We start from the raw sequence: 22,513 nt of genomic DNA on the forward strand, positions 1-22,513 counted from the left end.
CGCCCTTGGGCTTTCCAGCCCGGCGGATTTTTTCTATTGGAGTACTGCACCGTTGTTAACGGTCACTGAAAGGACCGCTCATGGCGCGCATAAGCGCGAAATCAGGGAACGGAAATATCGGTTCGCCCGCCATCGCGCCGGGCCGGAGCGGTAGGGCGAAAAAATGGTGATCGTGTGACGCACGCACCGCCCAAAGTCATTGTCACCCGGCGCCTGCCGGCTCCGATCCAGGAGCGGATGGCGGCGCTTTTCGATGCGGAATTCAACGAAACGGACACGCCGCTCGGGACTGAGACACTCGTCGCCCGGGCCCAGAACGCCGATGTTCTGGTTTCCTCGATCACCGACCGGATCGATGCGCAGGTCATTGCCGCATTGCCCGCATCCCTGAAACTCATCGCGCAGTTCGGCAACGGGTTCGACAATATCGATATCGAGGCGGCGCACGCAGCCGGGATCACGGTGACCAATACGCCGTCGGTTCTGACCGAAGATACCGCCGACATGGCAATGGCGCTGATCCTCGCGATCCCGCGCCGGCTTGCCGAGGGCGCGCAGGTCATTCTCAAGGACGGCACATGGCCAGGCTGGGCGCCCACATGGATGCTGGGCCAGCGCATCGGCGGCAAGGCGCTCGGCATTGTCGGGCTGGGGCGGATCGGCACGGCCGTCGCGCGGCGCGCCAGGGCGTTCGGGCTCGAGATCCATTATTGCGGCCGCACTCGAAAGCCGCCACAGGTCGAGGATGCCCTCGGCGCGCGCTATTGGGCATCGGTCGATGAGATGCTCACGCATGTCGACATCGTCTCCTTACACACGCCGCATACGCGGGAGACCTACAACATCCTCTCGGCCGAGCGGCTGAGGCGCATGAAAAAGGGCGCAGTCGTCGTCAATATCGCCCGGCCCGAACTGGTCGATGAGGCCGCGCTTGCCGAGTGTGTCGCCTCGGGCCATTTGCTGGGCGCGGCGCTCGACGTCTTCGAGCACAAAAAGGGCGTCAATCCCAAGCTCCTGGCGCTCGCGCGCGAAAACAAGGTGGTTCTGACTCCGCATATGGGTTCAGCCACGCTCGAGGGTCGCATCGAGATGGGCGAAACGGTCATCGTTAACATCCGCACCTTCCTTGACGGGCATACGCCGCCGCACCGGGTTCTGCCCGAGGGGCGGCGCTGACGGTCCTGACGCCGGCGCGCCGCCTTCGGTTTTTCGCCATGGCTTGCCCAAGGGGATTGGCTCCTGTGTGCCGGCTCTGGCGCTTCCACCACCCCACCGCCGCCCCCGACTTGATCCTGCGAGATTCACACATCTTCGGTGCGTGCCATGATGAGCCAGCGCGAAGGGGCTCTCATATAGATGTGTGAGTATCGTAGCCTGGCATTCCGGGACGTGTTCCCGGAATCCAGCCACGCGCTGTCCCGCGCGTGAGAAGACTCTTCCAACGCGGCGTCTCTCGGCTTACCCCCACCCCTGCCCCCTCCCCACAAGCTCCGATATTCACACATCTCGGTTTGAGACCACATGGTTTTGGACCGTGCCTATGGCGAGGATTGGGACCTCAAAAGCAAATGCGTGAATCTCGGAGCTTGTGGGGAGGGGTTAGCGGTGGAGGTATTTGGCGAGAAACCGAAGTTTCTGCCCCAAAACTTATCCCCGCCCCCGAAACCGCGCTTATGATGCGCCTTACGGACCCGCTTGATGGGCGCAGGCGCAACGCACGTTTGGGCGGGACCGGTCCGGGTCCGATGGGAGTCGTCCCAGCGGAGGTCCGAACGTCACCAGAGCCAGTCGCGGCAGCACCGCGGCATACCGGGGAAACCCGGAGGGGATTGGCCCTAGCCTGTTGCGGACGCCAAGCCAAAAATCCCGGGCGTATGCGGCGAGGCTCGCCTCGCATTTATATAATCAGTATGAGGCGCGTCTCGCCGCATACCGTCCACGCTATTTGAAACCGGGGCTCGAGGGTCGCCGGATGAACAGGCATGTCGAGAACGCATAATGCGGCGGCGAGTTGTGTGGACAAGGCCCGAACTATTTCCGATAGGCCGTCTGGCTTTCAAGGCCCTGCTCTTCCATCTGCTGTGCGACCTTCTTGTGCTGCTCGATCCCCTCGCCCTGAACGAAATCCTCCATTTCGAAGATCTGACGGATTTCATAATCGGCCTGTCCGGGACTCTCAGGGACCTTCTTGAGCCATTCGATGGCTTCGGCGAGCGAGGCGCATTCCCAGATCCAGAAGCCCGCGATCACTTCCTTGGTCTCTGCGAAAGGGCCATCGGTGACGATTGTCTCGCCATCTTTCATGACAATCCTTGCGCCCCTGGACGTCGGATGCAACCCGGCGCCATCCTTCATGACGCCGGCGGCAACCAGTTCCTCGTTGTACTTGCCCATCGCCAGCAATTGCTCATCGGTTGGCATCACGCCCGCCTCGGTCTCGGCGGACGCCTTGATCATCACCATAAAGCGCATTGTGTCTCTCCTCGCGAGCGCGTGTCGCTCGAGGGGCGAAGTTTCAATGCGAAACGGGAGGCTGTCAAACCGTCGGACAAACAAAAACCCGGCGCCGAAGCGCCGGGTCTGCAGTCTTTGGAAACGGAGCGTCTACGTTTACTCGGCGTCTTCCTTTTCGACTTCCTTGCCGGTCTCCTGATCGACGACCTTCATCGACAGGCGGACCTTGCCGCGCTCGTCGAAGCCGAGGAGCTTGACCCAGACCTTGTCGCCTTCCTTGACGACATCGGTGGTCTTGCCCACGCGGTGTTCGGCAAGCTGCGAGATGTGAACGAGGCCGTCGCGGGCGCCGAAGAAATTGACGAAAGCGCCGAAATCGGCGGTCTTGACGACCGTGCCCTGATAGATTTCGCCGACTTCCGGCTCGTCGGTGATCGACTTGATCCACTTGATGGCGGCGTCGATCGCCTTGCCGTCCGAGGAGGCGACCTTGACGGTGCCGTCGTCCTCGATGTTGATCTTGGCGCCGGTCTTTTCGACGATCTCGCGGATCACCTTGCCGCCAGTGCCGATCACTTCGCGGATCTTGTCTGTCGGGATCTTGAGGGTCTCGATGCGCGGTGCGAATTCGCCCACTTCGGAGCGGGCTGTATCGATGGCCTTGGCCATTTCGCCAAGGATATGGGTGCGCCCGTCCTTGGCCTGCGCCAGGGCGATCTTCATGATCTCTTCGGTGATGCCGGCGATCTTGATGTCCATCTGGAGCGAGGTGACGCCCTCATGGGTGCCGGCGACCTTGAAGTCCATGTCGCCCAGGTGATCCTCATCGCCCAGGATGTCCGAGAGAACGGCGAACTTGTCGCCCTCGAGAATAAGGCCCATCGCGATACCCGCTACGGCCTTCTTCATCGGTACGCCCGCATCCATCAGCGCCAGCGAGGTGCCGCAGACGGTCGCCATCGAGGAGGAGCCGTTGGATTCGGTGATTTCCGAGACCACGCGCAGGGTATAGGGGAATTCCTCGACCGAGGGGCGGACCGGGTTGATGGCGCGCCATGCGAGCTTGCCATGGCCGATCTCGCGGCGGCCGGGCGAACCCATGCGGCCCGCTTCACCGACCGAATAGGGCGGGAAGTTGTAGTGCAACAGGAAGTTCTGCTTGTACGTACCCTCAAGCGAGTCGATGAACTGCTCGTCCTCACCGGTGCCGAGCGTTGCGACCACGAGCGCCTGGGTCTCACCGCGGGTAAACAGCGCCGAACCGTGCGTACGCGGCAGAACGCCAACCTCGGCCTCGATCCCGCGAACCGTTTCCAGATCACGGCCGTCGATGCGGGTCTTGGTGTCGAGAATGTTCCAGCGGACGATCTTGGCCTGAAGCGACTTGAAAACCGCACCGACCTGCTCGGGGGTATATTTGGGCTCGTCTTCCTCGGGAAGGAAATGCGCCTTGACCTTGGCTTTGGCGGCGTCGACAGCGGCGTAGCGCTCTTCCTTGGTCGTGATCTTGTAGGCGGCACGCAGATCGTTTTCAATGAAAGCGAGCATTTCACTTTCGAGGGCGGAATTGTCCACCGGCTCGAAATCACGCGGGTCCTTGGCGGCCAGTTCAGCAAGTTTGATGATCGCGTCAATGACCTTTTGGCTCTGCTGGTGGCCGAACATCACGGCGCCGAGCATAACCTCCTCGGAAAGCTCCTGAGCCTCGGATTCCACCATCAGTACCGCATCGGCGGTGCCGGCCATGACGAGGTCGAGCTTGGAATCGCTGCGCTTGTCGATGGGGGTGTTCAGAACGTATTCGCCATCGATGTAGCCCACGCGCGCGGCGCCAATGGGGCCCATAAAGGGAATACCCGAAATCGTGAGCGCGGCAGAGGCTGCGACCATGGCCAGAACGTCCGGTTCATTTTCCATATCGTGCTGGAGAACGGTGATGACGACCTGGGTCTCGTTCTTGTAGCCAGCCGGGAAAAGCGGACGGATCGGACGGTCGATCAGGCGCGAGGTCAGGGTTTCCGCCTCGGTGGGCCGCCCTTCGCGCTTGAAATAGCCGCCCGGTATCTTGCCGGCGGCGAAGTATTTTTCCTGATAGTTGACCGTCAACGGGAAGAAGTCGATACCGGCCTTGGGTTCCTTGGCCGAAACGGCGGTGGCGAGCACCACGGTTTCACCCAGGGTGGCCACGACGGCGCCGTCGGCCTGGCGAGCGACCTTGCCGGTCTCGAGGGTCAGCGGCTGGCCACCCCAATCGAGCTCGACTTTGTGATAATCGAAGTTGAGAGACATTTTCTATTCCAGTTCCTCTTTGTGCGCCGGGACGGCGGGAACTGTGCCCGCAGGGATGTCCGGCGCAGGGGCCGACGGCCTTGGTTGGAACATGGACAAGACGGCGAGAGGCTCGTTAGCGTCGCCCAAGCCTCCGGCGATCCTGCCATGCCCCAGTCGGGCCGCGTGGCCATCGGGGTCAGCCTCGGGATCACAAGACCTCGAGGCGCGAATTATCCCCAAAGTTATCCCCGTTGTTCGGGGTCTGGGGAAAAGCAAAGATGCGGCGCCAAAGACGCCGCATCTTCGAAGTCTATTCTAGCGGCGTATGCCGAGCCGTTCGATAAGGCTCTGGTACCGTGCCTGGTCGCCGCGCTTGACGTAGTCAAGAAGGCTGCGACGGGTCGAAACGAGCTTCAGAAGGCCCCGCCGGGAGTGATTGTCCTTGGCGTGGGTCTTGAAGTGATCGGTCAGATTGTTGATCCGCTCGGTCAGGATCGCGACCTGGACCTCCGGCGAACCTGTGTCACCGTCTTTGGTCGCGTATTCCTTGATCAGCGCGGCCTTGCGCTCTGGCGTAATCGACATCGGGTCATCCTTTCGAAATCAGGTGAAGGAAAGCCGCCATAGCCGGGATGCCGTCCAGGTATGGCCTTCCGGCTGGCCGAAATGCCGCCGGTTGGCGCCCCCTATAGGGCAATTGGGCCGATATGAGAAGAAATTTCTTCGTTCCGGGCACGCAAGGGCCTATTCCGCGTCATCGAGCCCGATCTGTTCGCGCTCGGGGTCGAGCTTGGCCCGGGGAATGGCAAAAAGCCATTCAATGCCGTCCGCGTGGACCATACGCTCGACATCGGCGCCGAGCGAACCGGCCACCATGGTTTGGAGCACGACGGTGCCGAAACCCTTGCGGTCACCGGGCGCCGTGAAGCCGGGTACGAATTCGCGCCAGGAAATGTGCAGCCGGTCGTCATCCTCGAAATCCCAGGTGACCTGGAGCCGCCCTTCCGGACCGGAGAAGGCGCCGTATTTGGCGGCATTGGTAGCCATCTCGTGCGCCGCCATGCCCAGGACCTGGGCGGCCTGCACGTTGAGCCGGACGATCGGCCCGCCCTTGCTGACGCGTGCCGGATTCTCCGGGCGGAAAGGATCGATCTGGGTCTTGAACAGGTCGTAGAGCTCTATCCCTGCGGTCCCGTGAGCCAGGAGCAGGTCGGTCGAGCGGGCGAGCCCGTAGATGCGGTTCTGGAAACTTTCGACGAAGTGTTCCACCGACTCGGTGCCTTGGGCCGTCTGCTTGGCCATCGCGGAAATGACCGTAAGTTGGTTTTTGGAACGATGTGCAAGCTCGCGCATCAGAAATCGCGCCTCAGCCTCGGCCTTCTTGCGTTTTTCCGCCGCATCGAACAAGGCCTCGGACACCTGCGCAATCTCATAAACAGGGTAGGCTACGGGATCGACGACTTCACCTGCGCCCAGCCGGCGGGCCTGCCGGGCCAGTCCGCGCACCGAACGGGCAATCTGGCGAGCTACGACGGCGGCGGCGAACGCCGCAAGTCCAGCAATCGCTAGCCCGCCGATAACCAGCCAGACCAGCGTCACCCTCAAGGGACCGGCCACGACCGAAGCCGGGGCCCAGGCCACGACATACCAGCCTGCCAGGATCGAACCTTGCGTGATGGTCATGTAGGTTTCGGAGGCGGTGTTACGCTGCCGCCATCCGCGAGACCCACCTTCCGCCGGTAACAATGGCAAAAAGAACGGTTCGCCCACTATAGCGGATTCTTGCGATGCCGAGATCACCCGGTTGTCGCTGTCAACGAGCGCAACATGCCAGCCCTGGGGCAATTCGCGGGTGAGAAGCGCATTGGAGAGATTGGCCGCTACCTGCGTAAGAATCACAATCTCACGGGCCGGATCGGCGTTCGGACGCCGCATCATGACATTGAAGACCCAATCGCCCGCGGTTTGCTCCCAGAAGAGATCCGACACAATCGCGTCAGGTGTTTCGAAGGCGCGGCCGGCTGCTTCGAGATCAGGCATGAGGCCGAGAGGTTCACCGTAATCGACTCGCGTATTGAGGAGTTGACGGTAATCCCGGTCCAACATGATGAGATTGGCGCCTGTACCCTCGAGTGCGATCCGTGCATGAGCATGGAACCGGGCAAGTTGACCATCCGTCAGGGATTCCGAGGTCATCAGCACGCGTAGCGTCGTGATCATACCCGAGATTTCGCGTTCGACCGCCTGCACCACAGATCGCGTGGTAGCGACGGTGAAGGTTTCGACCGTATCTTCCTGCGCCTCGTTATGGCGCTGGATCAGAACACCGGCGAAGGCCAGCACGGGCAGGACGATCACCAGAACCAGGATCGTCAGATAATTGAGAATGGGCATAGCCCGCCATCGAGGCGTGGTTCCAGTCCTGTGATTCGTGGCAGGATCCGTCATGAAAAGAGTGGCCGTTCCTATGGGCCGCGCCGCCGCCTGCCCCTATGCTCTAAAGGCTTAGCCCTATGCCCCCAACCGGTAAAGTGCAGCGCGGACACACTTGGAGTGCAAACCACGGGAATGAACCGCATGCGGTGTGGTTGTGACGCCAGCCTCTTCGGTAGGGTTCGATTGGGGCGATCCCTAGGCACGCCGGCACGATTATCCGAGAATGACCCGCCGGGGCTTGAACTGACCATGCTCGACATAGCCGATCGCCACCGCTTGGCCGCGCTGGCTGGCCCAGGCCTCATCGAGTGTCACCGGCGCATCGCGACCGGTCAGGAGAACCGGATTGCCGCGGCGTATGATGCCGGCCTGACTGGCGTCGACGCGGATTTCAGGAAGAGCGGCAAGCCCGGCGGCGACCGGCAGCAGCATGGCGTCGCGTTCAGCCTCATCGGCAGCTTCGAGCGCTTCGAGGCTTACGGCGCCAGCGTCGGAAAAAGCACCAACACGTGCCCGGTGCAGAGCACCGACATGCCCCTTGGTGCCGAGCGCTTCGGCAATGTCGCGCGCCAGGGCGCGGACATAGGTGCCCTTGGCGCAGGTGACGGAAAGGCGGGCGTGCGTAGCGTCGTTGGCGATCAGATCCATTGCATCGATCTCCACCTCGCGGGGCGGCATATCGAGCTTTGCGCCCGCCCGGGCGAGGTCATAGGCGCGCTCACCCTTGATCTTGATCGCCGAAAAAGCCGGCGGGATCTGCGTGATCACCCCAGTAAAGCGCGGCAGTATCGCTGCGAGCGCCTCGGTATCGGGGCGTACATCGGAGGTGGCGATCACTTCGCCTTCGGTATCGTCGGTGGTTGTCTGGGCACCCCAGACGATGTCGAAGGTATAGACCTTGGTGCCGTCCTGAACCATGGGTACGGTCTTTGTCGCCTCGCCGAAGGCGATAGGCAGGACGCCGGTTGCGAGAGGATCGAGGGTACCCGCGTGGCCGGCCTTTTTCGCCCCGAAGAGCCAGCGCAGCTTGCCCACGGCCTCGGTCGAGGACATGTCGTAGGGCTTATTGAACACAAGCCAGCCGGACAGGTCGCGCTTGACCCGCTTTTTCTTGCCTTCGGTCACGAGGCGCCTTTCGTTATTCGTCTTCATCGTCGCGCGAACCGAGATCGCGCTGCACGCGCTCAGATTTCAAGAGCGCGTCGATCTTGCCGTATTCGTCGAACGTGGTGTCGACGAAAAAGCGGAACTCGGGCGCGTATTTGAGATCGAGCGCCGGAGTGACCCGGCCGCGGATGAACCGTGCGTGCGCATTGAGCGCATCGGCGACCTCTTGGGCGTTTTCGCCACCGAGCGGCATCACGTAGACATTGGCGATCTTAAGATCGGGCGTCATGCGCACCTCGGGCACGGTGACCGTTACGGTTTCCAGAAGGTCATCGATGATCTCGCCACGCGAAAGGAGCGCAGCGACCTCGTGCCTGACGAGTTCGCCGACGCGCAACATGCGCTGGGATGGTGCCGAAGTTTTGCTGCGTTTAGCCATGGCGCCATTAGGACCTGTTAACATTTATGGATAGGGGTTTGACGGGTCATAATCCGAGAACCTTTCGTGGAAAATCCCGCGCCGCAGGCTGACGCCTGCAAGCGGAATTTTTCGCGACAAGGGGCCGGACTATGACCCGCCCGAAGGGTTTTGCATAAATCGTCCACTGTTGGCGCTTTTCCCCTTCCAAAGGGGAGCCCCTTAGCTGCGGGGAAACGCTTGGCATTGAACGATTTATGCAAAAACAAACCCCTATCCATAAGTGTGAACAGGTCCTAAGGTGCAACGGGATGTGCGTCAATCGTTTGCTGGCACCCGAACCCCCTCGGCCTCAAGAATAGCCTCGAGCCCCGCGCGATAATCCGGATAGGCCAGTTCGTATCCGAGCGCCTTTCTGATCTTGCTGCCCGAAACGCGCTTGGTATTGGCGTAAAACGAGCGCGCCAGTTTGCTCATTTCCGCTTTTTCGAACGGGATTTCCGGCGGCGGCTCCATTCCGAGCAATTTCGCAGCATACGCAATGACGTCCTGCGGCGGTGCAGGCTCGTCGTCGGTGAAATTGTATATCCCACCCAAGCGCCGCATCGCGGCACGCGCCGTCATCTCGCCAATATCGGTGGTGTGGACGCGGTTGAAGACCTGACCAGGCTTGATGATCCGATGCGCCGTGCCCGCACGCAGTTTATCGAGAGCCGACCGGCCCGGGCCGTATATGCCGGCAAGCCGCATGATCGCAAGCGGGATATTCTTGGTGGTCGCCATATTGGACCAGAGCGCCTCGGCCTCGATCCGCAAGCGGATGCGGTCGTTCGTCGCAACGGTCGGCGCCGTCTCGTCGATCCATTCGCCGCCGGAATCGCCATAAACGCCGATCGTCGAATAATATCCGATCCATTCGAGGCGAGGGGCGGCCTCGATATGGGAGGCGTGCTCGCGGATGACCGGATCGCATTTGACATCCGGTGCAATGGAGATGAGCAGATGGCTCGCTCTTTCAAGATCGGGGAGAAGCGTAGCGCCGGGGGTCTCGCCATCGAACAGATGTGCATGGATGCCTTTGGCGGCGAGCATCTTCACCTTGTCCTCGTCGCGCGTCGTCACGGCCACGCGCGCACCCGGATGCGTCCGCCGCAATGCGTCGATCGCGGCGGACGCGGCAAAGCCGGCTCCAAAAACGAAAAGACTCACATCGTCCATTCAGCCAACACCTCGCTATCGGCCTCGATTTCGAGGTGGCGCTTGCGAAGCCCCGCAAGCACCTTTCCGGAGGCCAGTTGCCGCGCCGCCCAGACTGCCATACCGCGCACCAGCGGGCTTTCATGGCGCAGATGCACGGCGATCTTGTCTACCAACCCCGAGTCGCCCGAATTGCCTGCCGCGACAAGGCAATTGCGTAGGAACCGGGCCGAACCCAGACGCCTGACCGGCGTTCCGGCAAAAAGCGCCCGGAATGCTCCATCGTCGAGTGCGAGAAGGTCCGCCAGCCGCGTGTGCGCGAGTGCATTTTTCGCCTGCAGCCTGGTTTCGCGCGCTCTGGATGCAAATTTATTCCACGGACATACTGCAAGGCAATCGTCGCAGCCAAAAACCCGGTTGCCCATGGGCTTTCGGTACTGAAGCGGGATCTGCCCCCGGTGCTCGTTATTGAGATAAGCAAGGCATTTACGCGCGTCGAGCTTGAAGGGCGCGGGGAACGCGTCGGTGGGGCAGACGTCGAGACACCGGGTGCAGCTTCCACAGCTTTCGGGATGCGGGTCGTTTGCGGGCAACTGCGCGTCGGTGAGAATGGCGCCCAGGAACAGCCAGGATCCGAATTCGCGGGAGACCAGAACCGAATGTTTGCCCTGCCAGCCAATACCGGCCGCCTCTGCGAGCGGTTTTTCCATCAAGGGCGCTGTGTCGACGAAGACCTTGACCTCGGCCCCTGCCCGGCGCGCCAGAAGCCCGGCCAGCTCCTTGAGTTTGCCTTTGACGACGTCGTGATAGTCCCGCGACTGAGCATAAACCGAGATATTTCCTAGGCCCTTGTCTTTGAGCCGGTCCATCGGGTCTTGGTTGGGGCCGTAATTGATGCCGACCACGACAATCGATTTTGCGTCCGGCCAAAGGGTCTGGGGGTCAGCACGGCGGGACTTGGTTTCGGCCATCCAGTCCATGTCGCCATGCCAGCCCATTTCGAGCGCTGCCTCGAGCTTTTCTTTTAGGTCGGGGCGAGCATCGGCGGCAGCGATCCCCAACGCGTCAAAGCCCAGGGCTTCGGCACGGTCCTGCAATTCGGAGACGATCCGTTCGTTAGAGCTCAAAAATCGAGGTCCGCGTAACTCTTGGCCGCCGGCATACCGACCACGCGATCGGCCAAGAGGGTCCTAAAAGCGGGACGGGACTTGATCCGCGCGTACCAGTCCTTGGCGTCGCCCGCTTTTTCCCAATCTATATCACCCATATAGTCAAGCGTCGAAAAATGGGAAGCCAGCGCGAAGTCCGCGAGGGTCATAGCGTCGCCGGCCAACCAGTGCCGGGTTGCCAGAAGCCAGGAAAAATAGGCCAGATGTTCGTTAAGGTTGGCTTTGGCGATACGGATCACAGCAGGGTCGGGCGCCCCCGAGCGCAATTCGCGCTTGATGAGCTTTTCCTCGAGCAGATAGCCGGTCACCTCGCTCGAAAGCTTTAAAAGCACCCATTCGATCAACCGCCAGGTTTCCGCGCGTTCGGCGGGGCTTTCGGGCAAAAGCGATTCGACCGGACCATCCGGGCCGAAATTACTTTCGATATGCGCGATGGAGGCGAGAACACCAATCACCGGTGGAAACGGCTCATCGAGCATTACCGGCACGGAGGCGGCTGGGTTGATATCGAGAAAGTCAGGATCGCGCCGCCAGGGCGAAGTGTCGACGAGATCCGCCTTGACCCCGTATTCGGCGAGCATCAGCCGGATAAGGCGGGAGGCGGGGTCGAGCTTGTGATGCAGTATCGTTGGCATGGCGGAAGAATGATCCAATCGGACAAAAGGTTCGCGCAGCGCCGGTTTTTACCTGCGCCGGGATTGGCCTTATTGCGAGTAAGGGAGCGAAACTGCGCAAGGATCAAGGTCTTTTTATGCCCGGGATCCCGCCGATCCTCGCAATCCGATTGGACCGGTTAACCGGCGATTAATGCTGACGGGCGTCCGGCATACCGAAGCGGTCGAACTCACCGTGCTTGCGGAAGCGCCACATATAGCCCGGGAGCACCGCATCCATGCCCGTCGGCTCAATCCCGAAGGCGGCGAAGGTGCGCTTCTGCCGGACCGCCTCTTCGGAAACCACATTGTCGATGCCGAGTTGAATGACCTGATCGGGGGTCAGAAGAGGTTTGGGCAGGGACGACATGACGCTCGCGCCCATTTTTGCAAGGCCGGCGGGTACCGGTAGGACGGGCCGCTTGCGCCGGGTTTCCTCAAGAACCCTGGCGATGATTTCGCGCATGGTTTCGATATCGGGCCCACCCAGTTCATAAATCTTGCCCGGCTTGACCGCACCCTCGACGGCAAGCGCATAAGCGCGTGCGACGTCGGAGACATAAACCGGCTGGAAGCGCGTATCGCCGTGGATCAGCGGCATAATCGGGAAGGTTCGTGCAATGAAGCCAAAAAGGTTGAAGAATCCGTCGTCCTGACCAAACACCAGCGAGGGCCGGATGACGATTGCGTCGGGAAAGGCCTTGAACACTTCGGCTTCCCCGAGGGCCTTGGAGCGCGCGTAGGCCGAAGGCGAATTCTCGTCCGCGCCGATCGCCGACATATGGATCAGCCGCTCTGCCCCTGCCGCCTTGGCGGCCTCGGCGACGTATTTCGCGCCTTGGGTCTGAAGCGCACGGAAACGCTGTTTGCCTTTTTCAAAGAGGATGCCCACGAGGTTGATAACGACATCCGAACCCGCAACGGCGGCCTTGACCGATTCGGGATAGCGCAGATTGGCCTGGACCGGCTGGATCTGCCCGGGAAACCCAAACATCCGGACATGTCCCGCAAGGTCGGGCCGGCGGACGGCCACCCGGATGCGATAACCGCGCCGGGCCAGTTCCTGGGTCAGTTGGGTGCCGATAAAGCCCGATCCGCCAAAGATAGTGACGAGCTTGCCGCCGCGCTTGTCCATTGTGATGTGTCCCGCTTCTTCTCGAGGGCCGAAAACTGCTTTTGCAAGGGGTTTTAGCCGCGCACGGCGGCGCTTTCAATCGCTTTTGGCCCAGAGCCGGCAGGTGGCAACGCGCCAATCGTCGCGGGCGAACCGATGCGCCGCAGCGGTTGACTCTCCAAAGGCAAATGTTCTATTTTTGTTCTCATTATATCATCATAAACAGCAGGAGGAAGCCGGATGGATACACAGACCTATGAGGGAAGCTGTCATTGCGGTGCGGTCGCATTCAGCGTGGAAACCGAGCTCGACAGCCCGGCGATGTGCAATTGCTCACGCTGCCGCCGGCTCAACTGGATCATGCAATCGGTACCGGCTGGCAAGATCCGGTTTATGCACGGAAAAGAAACGCTCAAGACCTACCGGTTCAATACCCGTCATATCGAACACCTGTTCTGCCCTGAATGCGGCATTGAACCCCTGGCGCGTGGAGAGGACGGCAAGGGTAACCAGCTTTACATGATCAACGTCAATTGCCTCGAGGGTGCACGCATCGATCCCCATGCGATCAAGCATTGGGACGGTGCGTCGTTCTAGCCCGCAAATGCTCCCGCAATTCGTCATTTCCGGGTGGGAGGGCGCACCGGCATGATGCCAAATGCGCGTCATTGTCCTGCCGAACCGGAATAGAGGCGCTTTATGTTAGATATATCGCAATCTCAGGTGAGAGCACCGGACACAGGGCTTGATGCGCTTATCGCAAGATACGGTGCCTGGCGCGTCATACGCGCGGCGCTTCGGACTCTCGTTGTAGGCCGCTCCGCCAGGCCTCCGCAGAATCTGCCCGAGACTTTGCGCAAGGATGTCGGTCTGCCACCTTTGGAAGCACGTCAGCCTTATACGCATTGGCGGATTTGAACGCGCCGGGTTGCGCTTTGGCGTGGCTTCCCCCACAAAGAGCGCAACGTTGCATTGCGCTGTTTTGGAGGCTTGGCCATGGGCGCCATTAGTATTGTTATTGTTGTTCTTCTTGCCGCCGCGGCGATTGGCGTCGGGGGGTTTTATCTGCGCCGGCGCTGGCTGCATCCGGTCGACTATGCGCCAGCCTTCGGCACCAGTCCGCAAATCCCCGACGCACGTCCACAGGGCGGCGTGCCGACCCTCAAGATGCCCACGGCGATGGGGTGGCGGGACGGTGCGGTGCCCGACACGGCGCCGGGGCTGAAGGTAACGGCCTTTGCCTCCAAGCTCGAACATCCCCGTTGGGCCTATGTGCTGCCCAATGGTGACGTCCTCGTTGCCGAATCCTCCACACTACCGGCACCGGTTACCGGCGTTTTCAACTATGTCATGAACCGCGTCATGAAGCGTGCCGGTGCGACGCGGCCGAGCGCGAACCGAATCACGCTTTTGCGAGACGCAGATGGCGATGGCGTGCCGGAAATCCGCGAGGCGTTCCTTGAAAACCTCAGCCAACCCTTCGGCATGGCATTGATCGGCAACACGTTCTACGTCGGGAACGCCGACAGTGTCGTCGCCTTCCCCTATGAGGAAGGTCAAACCAGGATCACCGCGCCGGGCAAGAAGCTGATGGATCTCAAGCCCGGCGGGCATTGGACGCGCAACATCATCCCGGGCCCGGATGGTAAGAAACTTTATGTCGCCGTGGGTTCGCTCACCAATATCGCGGACGAAGGGCTCGTGGCGGAAGAAGACCGAGCTTGTATCCATGAACTCGACCTCGAAACCAACACCCACCGCGTCTTCGCTTCCGGTCTGCGCAATCCCGTCGGCATGGCCTGGGACCCGCAAGGCGGCCAGCTCTGGACCGTCGTTAACGAGCGCGACGGGTTGGGTGACGAAACCCCGCCGGACTATCTTACCTCGGTCAAGGATGGAGGGTTCTACGGTTGGCCTTACTGCTATTGGGGCCAGACGGTCGACGACCGCGTCACCCCGCCCAATCCCGAGCTTGTCGCCACCGCACTCCAGCCCGACTACGCGCTCGGTGGGCACACCGCTTCCCTGGGGCTGTGCTGGCTGCCGGAAAACACGCTCAACGGCCTGCCAGCCGGCATGGTGATCGGCCAGCACGGTTCGTGGAACCGATCCAAACTCAGCGGGTACAAGGTCGTGCTCGTCCCGTTTGAGAGTGGCAAGCCGACGGGCAGGCCGATAGATATCCTCACCGGGTTCCTGGCTCCAGACGAAAAAACCTCGAACGGGCGCCCGGTCGGGGTTGCTATAGCCAAAGATGGCGCCCTTCTCGCGGTCGACGATGTCGGTGACGTGGTCTGGCGCGTGACCAACGCCTAGCGGACACGGCCCGAGCGGAGCCGGGACATTACAGGCTCCGCGATTCGCTCGAAATGTCATAACGCTGCAACAGGCGCTAGCGTTTCGGAGCGGGCGTTTCTCCAATCTCTCGGTGGTAGCCATTACCAAGGCTGATGATGGCAAGCTCGAGGTCTAGCAGGTCTTTCAGCGATTACCGCCACCGCGCTCCGGCGCGGCGGTCCTGCCCCGACGGTAAAAGCGCGACCGGCGTGTATAGAGCGATTGACAAACCCCGCCGCGGTCACTAACTACGTGCCGCATTGCCCAGATGGCGGAATTGGTAGACGCGCTAGCTTCAGGTGCTAGTTCCCGTATGGGAGTGGAAGTTCGAGTCTTCTTCTGGGCACCATCTCTCTATTTTCATAGCATCTCACAAAACCTTGAAAATCAGAGACTTAACGCGGTTCAAGTGTTCATGATACACCCCGCGAACCCTTGCAACACCTCTGAAATTGGGTAACGGTTCGGGTATCACCCATTGCCCACCGGCGGCGTTACCCATGGCCCTCTCGGACTTTGCCTGTGTCGACGGCGGATCGCCGTCGAGGCCTGTCGCCTCACCCGGTGCGAAACTCAGGCGCTCAAATGGCTATCGCGAGCAGGTCATCGCATTCAAGCTCGGCACATCGGTCCACACCGTCCGGAAGCAAATCGCGAGCGCGCGGCGGCGGCTCAAAGCTGCAACGACGGTGCAAGCCGTAGCCAAAGCGACGGCTTTGGGCGTTCTTGAGAACTGAGCCGACAAGACCAGTTCACCCTTTGCACCGGCGTGCGGCTGTGGCATCACAGCCTCTGACCATCCGAACCGGCCCGATGGGCAAAAACAAAAATAAGAGAGAGTAATGAGCGTCAGACTGCACAAGGGCGATTTGCCCGACCTTTCGCGTTATGGGCGGCAGGTGGCCGTCGATACCGAGACGATGGGGCTCAATCCTGCCCGCGACAGGCTGTGTGTCGTCCAACTTTCGCCCGGAGACGGCACGGCAGATGTCGTCCAGATCATGCCCGGACAAACCGACGCGCCCAACCTCAAAAAGCTTCTCGGGGACGAAACCGTCACCAAGCTCTTCCATTTCGCGCGATTCGATATGGCCGCGCTCTATAATGCCTTCGGCGTGATGCCCCAGCCGGTTTATTGCACCAAGATCGCTTCGCGGCTGGTGCGGACCTATACTGACCGGCACGGGCTCAAGGACCTCGCGCGTGAGCTTTTGGGCGTCGATATGAGCAAGCAACAGCAGAGCTCGGACTGGGGCGCAGAGACGCTGAGCCAGGCACAGCTCGATTACGCCGCCTCTGACGTTCTCTACCTCCATGACATGCGCCGGCATCTCGACCGCATGCTGGCCCGTGAGGGACGCAAGGAGATGGCGCAAGCGTGCTTCGACTTCCTGCCGACCCGCGCCAGGCTCGATCTGGCCGGCTGGCCGGAGATCGACATTTTCGCCCACAGCTAAAGGCCCACCGCCTTGAGTGCAGCGCAACCGGATATGAGCGAAACGACTTATCGGCAAATTGCCCGGCACAACCGGGCGATCGCGATGTTGCGGGTCGCGGTGCCGATAGCGGGACTCCTGCTCCTTTTCGTGCCGATCGTTCAGTTCGCGCTGAGTTTGATTGACGACACCATCGTGGCCGATGGCGCGACGCTGGATGCGGATACGCTTGTCATCCAGTCCCCGCGCTTTGAAGGGCTCACTTCGGATGGCGCCGTCTATCGCATGGAAGCCGAACGGTCCGAAAGCGATACGGGCAATCTCGACGTCTCTACGCTCTACGAGCTTACCATCGATCTCGACGGTGCGGCGGGCTACTGGGCTAAGGTCACCTTTTCGCGGGCACAATGGACGATGAGCAGGGAATATCTCACTTCGGACGAAACCGTTCATGTCGTGGATTCCACCGGCGCGCGCGGTGTGCTCGAAGGGGCTGAGGCTGACTGGCGGGCACAGATCATTTCGAGCGATGGACCTGTGCGCTTCACCTTTGCGGACGGGTCCGAACTCAATGCGGACACGATGGTTCACGATATTGGCGCGGCAACATGGCATTTTACCGGCCCAAGCGTGCAGATGCAGCCGGTACCCGATACCGGTGCACCCAGGATGGAAGAAGCAGCAGGGGACGTTTGATGCGGCATGTGATCGGACTAATAGCGCTTTGCGCGCTTCTCGCGGGCCCGCCGGTATCGGCCCAGGAAAACCAGCAGCTGATCCCCACGCCGGACGCCGCGCCGGCCCAGCAGAGCGGACCTGCGCGGGATGACCCGCTGGGGGCCGACGTGCTTGCCGAGGACGCGGGAGACACTGTAGAAATCACGGCGGACGATCTCCAGATCACTGAAGACGCCAACTCTGCGCTCTTTACCGGCAATGTGAGAATTGTCCAGGGCGGCATGGAGATGACGGCGGGGCAGGTCGACGTGCTCTATGGCGAAGGTGGACCGTCGGATCTCGTGAAGTTCACCGCCTCCGGCGGGCGCGTGCACATGGTCACCGAGGATCAAACGATCGACGGGGACCAGGCGGTCTACGACTTTGCGAATCGCATTCTCGTCTTCACCGGCAACGTCATCGTCGTCAACGCATCGGGCAGGATCACCAGCGAGGAGTTGATCATCGATACCCGCGCCGGCACGTCCAGTTTCGCCGGCGGTGGAACGGGTTCCGAGGGTGGGCGGGTCACAGGAATTTTCACGCCCGGGAGTTAGGGCCTGTTAACACTATGGATAGGGGTTTGATTTTGCGTAAATCGTTCAATGCCAAGCGTTTCCCGCAGTGCGGGGTGATCCCCCGCTCTGTTCGAAACGCGCCGGCAGTGGGCGATTTATGCAAAACCCTTCGGGAGGGCCATAGTCCGGCCCCTTGTCGCGAAAAATCTCGCTTGCGGACATCAGTCCACCGCGCAACATTTTCCACGAAAGGTTCTCGGACTATGACCCGTCAAACCCCTATCCATAGTGTTAACAGGCCCTAGGACATCCATGCGCAACGAGATGGCGCGCGACTGGCTCGTCGCGAATGGGCTGGCCAAGAGCTTCAAAGGCAGGCAGGTCGTCGGCGACGTTTCGATCGCCGTAAGGCGCGGCGAGGCGGTGGGGCTTTTGGGACCCAACGGCGCTGGCAAGACCACCGTCTTCACCATGATCATGGGACTTGTACCGCCCGACAGGGGCGAGGTGATGCTCGACGGGCACATGATTACGCACCTGCCGCTTTATCAGCGCGGGAAGCTGGGAATCGGCTACCTGCCTCAAGAGGCCTCGATCTTCCGTGGGCTTTCGGTTGAGGATAACGTCCTTGCCGTGCTCGAAGGGCATATCCGGGACAAAAAAGCGCGTTATGCGCGGCTTGATGAACTGCTCGAAGAATTTCATGTCTCTCACCTGCGCAATTCAGACGCGCTGGCGCTTTCGGGCGGCGAGCGGCGTCGGGTCGAGATCGCCCGCGCGCTGGCGGCGAACCCCAAATTCATGCTGCTCGACGAGCCCTTTGCCGGCGTGGATCCGATCGCCGTCGGCGATATCCAGGCACTGGTTCGACAACTGACCCGGCGCGGCATCGGCGTGCTCATCACGGACCATCAGGTGCGCGAGACGTTCCGGCTCGTCGACCGAGCGTATCTTATCCATGACGGACATGTGATGATCCAGGGCACTCCGGAGACCATCATGGCCGATCCGGATGCCCGTCGCGTCTATCTTGGCGAATCCTTCACCCTCTAGCCAGACCGTCCCGGCCGCGTCATAAATCTGTCAGAGATTATTTCTGGCATGAAACTTGTATGGATTGGGAAAACCCACTAGGGTCTGGCGCGTGACAGCGTACAGGGGGTGCGCTGGAAGTTAAGTGGGAAGAAACGAACTATGGCGCTTTCGCCGCGGCTGGAAGTCCGGCAATCGCAAAACCTCACATTGACCCCGCAATTGATGCAGTCGATCCGGCTGCTGCAATTGAGTCACCTTGAACTCAGTGCCTTTGTCGATGCGGAACTGCTGCGCAATCCACTTCTCGACCGCGAGGACGCGGGCGCCGAAGCGGGGGATGCGCTGCCACGCGAACAGGACACCGAAATCAATCCTTATCGTGACGTCGTCGACCATGGTGGCAGGCTCGAAAGTGCAGTTTCGATCGCCAATGGGTTCGATACCGATGTCACCAACGTCTTTCCCGAACAAACCGGGCAAGATTCCCTCTCGCAAGCAAGCATGTGGCCGCAGGGAAAAGGCGGGGATTTTGGTGCCGAGGCGCCCGATCTCGACCAATTCGTCTCTTCCGCGATTAGCCTTGCCGATCACCTCGCCGAGCAGGTTGGGCCACTCGTCAAAGACCCCGCCGAGCGTCTGATCGCGCGCAATCTCATCGACAACCTGGACGAGCGCGGTTACCTCACGGCCAGTTGCGAGCAGATTGCCGAACAGCTCGGCACCGACGCAGCGCAGGTCGAAATCGTACTTGGAAAGGTCCAGGGTTGCGATCCGGTCGGCGTTTTCGCGCGCGACCTTGCCGAATGTCTCGCCATTCAGCTTAAGGACAAGAATCGGCTCGATCCGATGATGGCCGGGCTTTTGAAACATCTCGATCTCGTTGCGAACCATGATTTTGCGCAGCTTTCGCGGGCAATTGGCGCGGATCGGGAAGATATTGCCGATATGCTCGCGGAAATCCGTGAGCTCGATCCACGTCCGGGCCGCGCATTCGACGGCGCACCGATCCAGGCGGTCGTTCCAGATGTTTTCGTCAAACCCGGCAATGGTGGGGGTTGGCAGATCGAGCTCAATTCCGACGTCCTGCCTAAGGTGCTGGTGAATCGCGCCTACTATGCCACCGTCTCGAAAAAGACCCGCGATCAGAGCGAAAAAAGCTTCTTGGTCGATTGCCTGCAAACGGCGAACTGGCTCACAAAGAGCCTCGACCAACGCGCCCAGACGATCCTCAAGGTCGCCAGCGAGATCGTTAAGCAGCAAGACGGATTCTTCACCTACGGTATCTCGCATTTGCGGCCGATGACGCTCAAGACGGTCGCAGGTGCCATCGACATGCACGAATCGACGGTCTCCCGGGTTACGGCCAACAAATACATGGCGACACCGCGCGGGCTCTTTGAGATGAAATATTTCTTCACCACGGCGCTCACCTCGTCCTCGGGCGGAGAGGATCATTCGGCCGAGGCGGTGCGTCATCGTATCCGGCAGCTGATCGACGCGGAGAAGCCCAACGCCATCCTTTCGGACGACACGATCGCCGAAATCCTCAAGAAGGAGCAAGGTATTGAAGTGGCCCGCCGTACGGTCGCGAAATACCGCGAGGGCATGAATATTCCCTCCTCGGTGGTGCGCCGGCGTCAAAAAAAGGCGCAAATGGCCTGAATTCCACTCCATCGCACACCCGGTACGGGGAAAAACCCGCCTCGGCCCGGTTCCGGCCAAAAGGTCTATTGACCCCTCCGGCAAATGCCTTCTACACACAACCTTCGAGGCAATTCAGGGAATATGATGGCAGAACGCGCCCATTCTTACGATTACGACCAGTTGCTGGCCTGTGGGCGCGGTGAGTTGTTTGGACCAGGAAACGCGCAACTGCCGCTCCCTCCAATGCTGATGTTCGACCGTATCACGCGGATCGATGACGACGGAGGCCCCTACGGCAAAGGGCAGGTGCGCGCCGAACTCGACGTGACACCGGACTTATGGTTCTTCCAGTGCCATTTCCACGGCGACCCGGTGATGCCGGGATGCCTGGGGCTCGACGCGCTCTGGCAGATGACGGGCTTTTTCCTCGGCTGGGGCGGCTCGCCGGGCCGGGGCCGGGCTTTGGCAGGAGAAATCAAGTTCACCGGCCAGATCACGACCGACGTCAAGCGCGTCGAATATGGCGTCGATATCAAGCGCGTCATGCGCTCGCGGCTGACGCTGGGAATTGCCGACGGCTATGTAAATGCCGACGGCAAGCGCATATATGAAGCCAAGGACATGCGTGTCGGACTGTTCACCGATCCAGGTGCAATGTAAGTCACGTGACGAACCTGCCGAAGAAGCAGGGTTCCACGACCTACGCAAAAGGGAATGAGGCGGATATGAAACGCGTTGTGGTGACCGGTATGGGGATCGTCTCCTCGATCGGGGACAATCTTGAAGAGGTGCTCGCGAGCCTCAAGGAGGCACGTCCAGGCATCTCCACGGCACAGGACTATGTCGATCTGGGCTTCCGCTGCCAGGTGCATGGCGCGCCGAGAATCGACCCGTTCGAGGTACTCGACCGCCGCACGACCCGCTTCATGGCCAAAGGCGCGGCCTGGAACTACCTCGCCATGGAAGAAGCCATCAAGATGGCCGGGCTCGAGGACAACGATATCAAGAATCCGCGCACAGGTATCGTGATGGGATCGGGCGGACCGTCGACCCGCGCGGTCGTCGAAGCCGCGGACATCACCCGTGAGCGCAAGAGCCCCAAGCGCATCGGCCCGCTCGCTGTGCCCAAGGCGATGAGTTCGACCGCCTCGGCGACGCTCGCGACCGCCTACGGCATCCTGGGGGTCAACTATTCGATCTCCTCGGCCTGCGCGACATCCAAGCACTGCATCGGCAATGCATACGAGCAGATTCAGCTGGGTAAGCAGGATATCGTCTTTGCCGGCGGGCATGAGGACCTCGACTGGTCGATGTCCAACCTCTTCGATGCCATGGGCGCGATGAGCTCGGATTTCAACGATACACCCCAAACCGCCTCGCGCGCCTATGACAAGGATCGCGACGGGTTCGTCATCGCCGGCGGCGCCGGGGTTCTGGTGCTCGAGGAGCTTGAGCACGCCAAGGCGCGGGGCGCCAACATCATCGCCGAACTGATCGGCTACGGTGCCACTTCGGATGGTTACGACATGGTCGCGCCCTCGGGCGAAGGTGCGGTACGCTGTATGAAGATGGCGCTTGAGACGGTCACGATGCCAATCGACTATATTAATCCGCACGCCACTTCGACGCCTGTTGGCGACCGGAAAGAAATCGAGGCGCTGCGCGAGGTCTTCGGCAACGAAGACAAATGCCCGCCGCTTTCGGCAACGAAATCCCTGACCGGCCATTCACTAGGCGCCACAGGCGTTCAGGAATGCATCTATTCGCTTTTGATGATGCAGAACCGATTCATCTGCGAAAGCGCCAATATCCAGACGCTCGACCCCGATTTCGAGGACATGCCGATCCTGCGGCAACGCCGTGACAACGTGGATCTGGCCTGCGTGCTCTCGAACAGCTTCGGCTTTGGCGGAACCAACGCGACGCTGGTGTTCAAGCATCCGGAGGCGTGAGGGGCTGTCCTGGATTTGTCGCGTGTCCGTACCGAAAAAGTGGCAACCACTTTTT

At 60.8% G+C, this 22,513-nt stretch carries 21 protein-coding genes and 1 tRNA gene; 12 read left to right on the forward strand and 10 right to left on the reverse strand.

Translation table 11 applies throughout. From position 1 onward, the window contains the following. The first annotated feature begins 174 nt into the window (after window positions 1-174). A complete protein-coding gene (locus LG281_RS11315) occupies window positions 175-1,176 on the forward strand; it encodes a 2-hydroxyacid dehydrogenase (RefSeq protein ID WP_404400719.1) in 1,002 nt (333 codons plus the stop codon). 855 nt (window positions 1,177-2,031) lie between these two features. On the opposite strand, the gene LG281_RS11320 is transcribed toward LG281_RS11315, so the two are convergent. From LG281_RS11320 to LG281_RS11365, 10 genes are all read right to left on the reverse strand, one after another. Beyond that, on the reverse strand, window positions 2,032-2,472 hold the full coding sequence (locus LG281_RS11320) for a YciI family protein (RefSeq protein ID WP_404400721.1): 441 nt from the start codon (window positions 2,470-2,472) through the stop codon (window positions 2,032-2,034). A 138-nt stretch (window positions 2,473-2,610) separates the two neighbouring features. Then, window positions 2,611-4,743, reverse strand: a complete 2,133-nt coding sequence (pnp, locus tag LG281_RS11325; protein WP_404400723.1) for a polyribonucleotide nucleotidyltransferase — start codon at window positions 4,741-4,743, stop codon at window positions 2,611-2,613. 297 nt (window positions 4,744-5,040) lie between these two features. Then, window positions 5,041-5,310, reverse strand: a complete 270-nt coding sequence (gene rpsO / locus LG281_RS11330) for a 30S ribosomal protein S15 (RefSeq protein WP_231800695.1) — start codon at window positions 5,308-5,310, stop codon at window positions 5,041-5,043. Between the two features lie 159 nt (window positions 5,311-5,469). After that, window positions 5,470-7,119 carry a sensor histidine kinase gene (locus tag LG281_RS11335; RefSeq protein ID WP_404400725.1) on the reverse strand — a complete coding sequence of 550 codons (1,650 nt, stop codon included), beginning with the start codon at window positions 7,117-7,119 and terminating at the stop codon, window positions 5,470-5,472. 255 nt (window positions 7,120-7,374) lie between these two features. Continuing rightward, window positions 7,375-8,313, reverse strand: coding sequence for a tRNA pseudouridine(55) synthase TruB (gene truB / locus LG281_RS11340; RefSeq protein ID WP_404400727.1), 939 nt, complete (start codon window positions 8,311-8,313; stop codon window positions 7,375-7,377). Beyond that, the gene (gene rbfA / locus LG281_RS11345) at window positions 8,300-8,707 is read right to left on the reverse strand and encodes a 30S ribosome-binding factor RbfA (RefSeq protein WP_404400729.1); all 408 of its coding nucleotides are present in this window, start codon (window positions 8,705-8,707) and stop codon (window positions 8,300-8,302) included. The genes truB and rbfA overlap by 14 nt, the downstream gene beginning before the upstream one ends. A 297-nt stretch (window positions 8,708-9,004) precedes the next feature. After that, window positions 9,005-9,904: an SDR family oxidoreductase gene (locus LG281_RS11350; protein ID WP_404400731.1), complete on the reverse strand. Its 900-nt coding sequence runs from the start codon at window positions 9,902-9,904 to the stop codon at window positions 9,005-9,007. Next, on the reverse strand, window positions 9,892-11,010 hold the full coding sequence (gene queG / locus LG281_RS11355; protein ID WP_404400733.1) for a tRNA epoxyqueuosine(34) reductase QueG: 1,119 nt from the start codon (window positions 11,008-11,010) through the stop codon (window positions 9,892-9,894). Before queG ends, LG281_RS11350 begins: the two co-directional genes overlap by 13 nt. Next, complete coding sequence (locus LG281_RS11360; RefSeq protein ID WP_404400735.1) at window positions 11,007-11,687, reverse strand: glutathione S-transferase family protein; 681 nt, start codon at window positions 11,685-11,687, stop codon at window positions 11,007-11,009. Before LG281_RS11360 ends, queG begins: the two co-directional genes overlap by 4 nt. A 169-nt stretch (window positions 11,688-11,856) precedes the next feature. After that, a complete protein-coding gene (locus LG281_RS11365) occupies window positions 11,857-12,840 on the reverse strand; it encodes a complex I NDUFA9 subunit family protein (RefSeq protein WP_404400737.1) in 984 nt (327 codons plus the stop codon). A gap of 219 nt (window positions 12,841-13,059) precedes the next feature. Here LG281_RS11365 and LG281_RS11370 point away from each other — a divergent pair, with 219 nt between their 5' ends. From LG281_RS11370 to fabB, 11 genes are all read left to right on the forward strand, one after another. Further along, a complete protein-coding gene (locus LG281_RS11370) occupies window positions 13,060-13,416 on the forward strand; it encodes a GFA family protein (RefSeq protein WP_404400739.1) in 357 nt (118 codons plus the stop codon). A gap of 399 nt (window positions 13,417-13,815) precedes the next feature. Beyond that, complete coding sequence (locus LG281_RS11375) at window positions 13,816-15,135, forward strand: PQQ-dependent sugar dehydrogenase (protein ID WP_404400741.1); 1,320 nt, start codon at window positions 13,816-13,818, stop codon at window positions 15,133-15,135. 283 nt (window positions 15,136-15,418) lie between these two features. Further along, window positions 15,419-15,505 (forward strand) — tRNA-Leu (locus LG281_RS11380). Window positions 15,506-15,656: 151 nt separating this feature from the next. After that, the gene (locus LG281_RS11385) at window positions 15,657-15,893 is read left to right on the forward strand and encodes a hypothetical protein (RefSeq protein WP_404400743.1); all 237 of its coding nucleotides are present in this window, start codon (window positions 15,657-15,659) and stop codon (window positions 15,891-15,893) included. Window positions 15,894-15,998: 105 nt separating this feature from the next. Continuing rightward, window positions 15,999-16,613 carry a ribonuclease D gene (locus tag LG281_RS11390; RefSeq protein ID WP_404400745.1) on the forward strand — a complete coding sequence of 205 codons (615 nt, stop codon included), beginning with the start codon at window positions 15,999-16,001 and terminating at the stop codon, window positions 16,611-16,613. 33 nt (window positions 16,614-16,646) lie between these two features. Next, window positions 16,647-17,288, forward strand: coding sequence for a hypothetical protein (locus tag LG281_RS11395; protein WP_404400747.1), 642 nt, complete (start codon window positions 16,647-16,649; stop codon window positions 17,286-17,288). Further along, window positions 17,288-17,866 (forward strand): LptA/OstA family protein, encoded by a 579-nt coding sequence (locus tag LG281_RS11400; RefSeq protein WP_404400749.1) that lies wholly within the window; start codon window positions 17,288-17,290, stop codon window positions 17,864-17,866. Before LG281_RS11395 ends, LG281_RS11400 begins: the two co-directional genes overlap by 1 nt. Before the next feature lie 273 nt (window positions 17,867-18,139). Beyond that, a complete protein-coding gene (gene lptB / locus LG281_RS11405; RefSeq protein WP_404400751.1) occupies window positions 18,140-18,880 on the forward strand; it encodes an LPS export ABC transporter ATP-binding protein in 741 nt (246 codons plus the stop codon). A gap of 141 nt (window positions 18,881-19,021) precedes the next feature. Next, window positions 19,022-20,524, forward strand: a complete 1,503-nt coding sequence (rpoN, locus tag LG281_RS11410) for an RNA polymerase factor sigma-54 (RefSeq protein WP_404400753.1) — start codon at window positions 19,022-19,024, stop codon at window positions 20,522-20,524. A gap of 126 nt (window positions 20,525-20,650) precedes the next feature. Next, window positions 20,651-21,166 (forward strand): 3-hydroxyacyl-[acyl-carrier-protein] dehydratase FabA, encoded by a 516-nt coding sequence (gene fabA, locus LG281_RS11415; protein WP_404406711.1) that lies wholly within the window; start codon window positions 20,651-20,653, stop codon window positions 21,164-21,166. A 65-nt stretch (window positions 21,167-21,231) separates the two neighbouring features. After that, complete coding sequence (gene fabB, locus LG281_RS11420) at window positions 21,232-22,458, forward strand: beta-ketoacyl-ACP synthase I (RefSeq protein WP_404400755.1); 1,227 nt, start codon at window positions 21,232-21,234, stop codon at window positions 22,456-22,458. The last annotated feature ends 55 nt before the right edge of the window (window positions 22,459-22,513 follow it).

Source organism: Pelagibacterium halotolerans, from assembly GCF_044811015.1.
GTDB classification, from domain to species: Bacteria; Pseudomonadota; Alphaproteobacteria; order Rhizobiales; family Devosiaceae; genus Pelagibacterium; species Pelagibacterium halotolerans_A.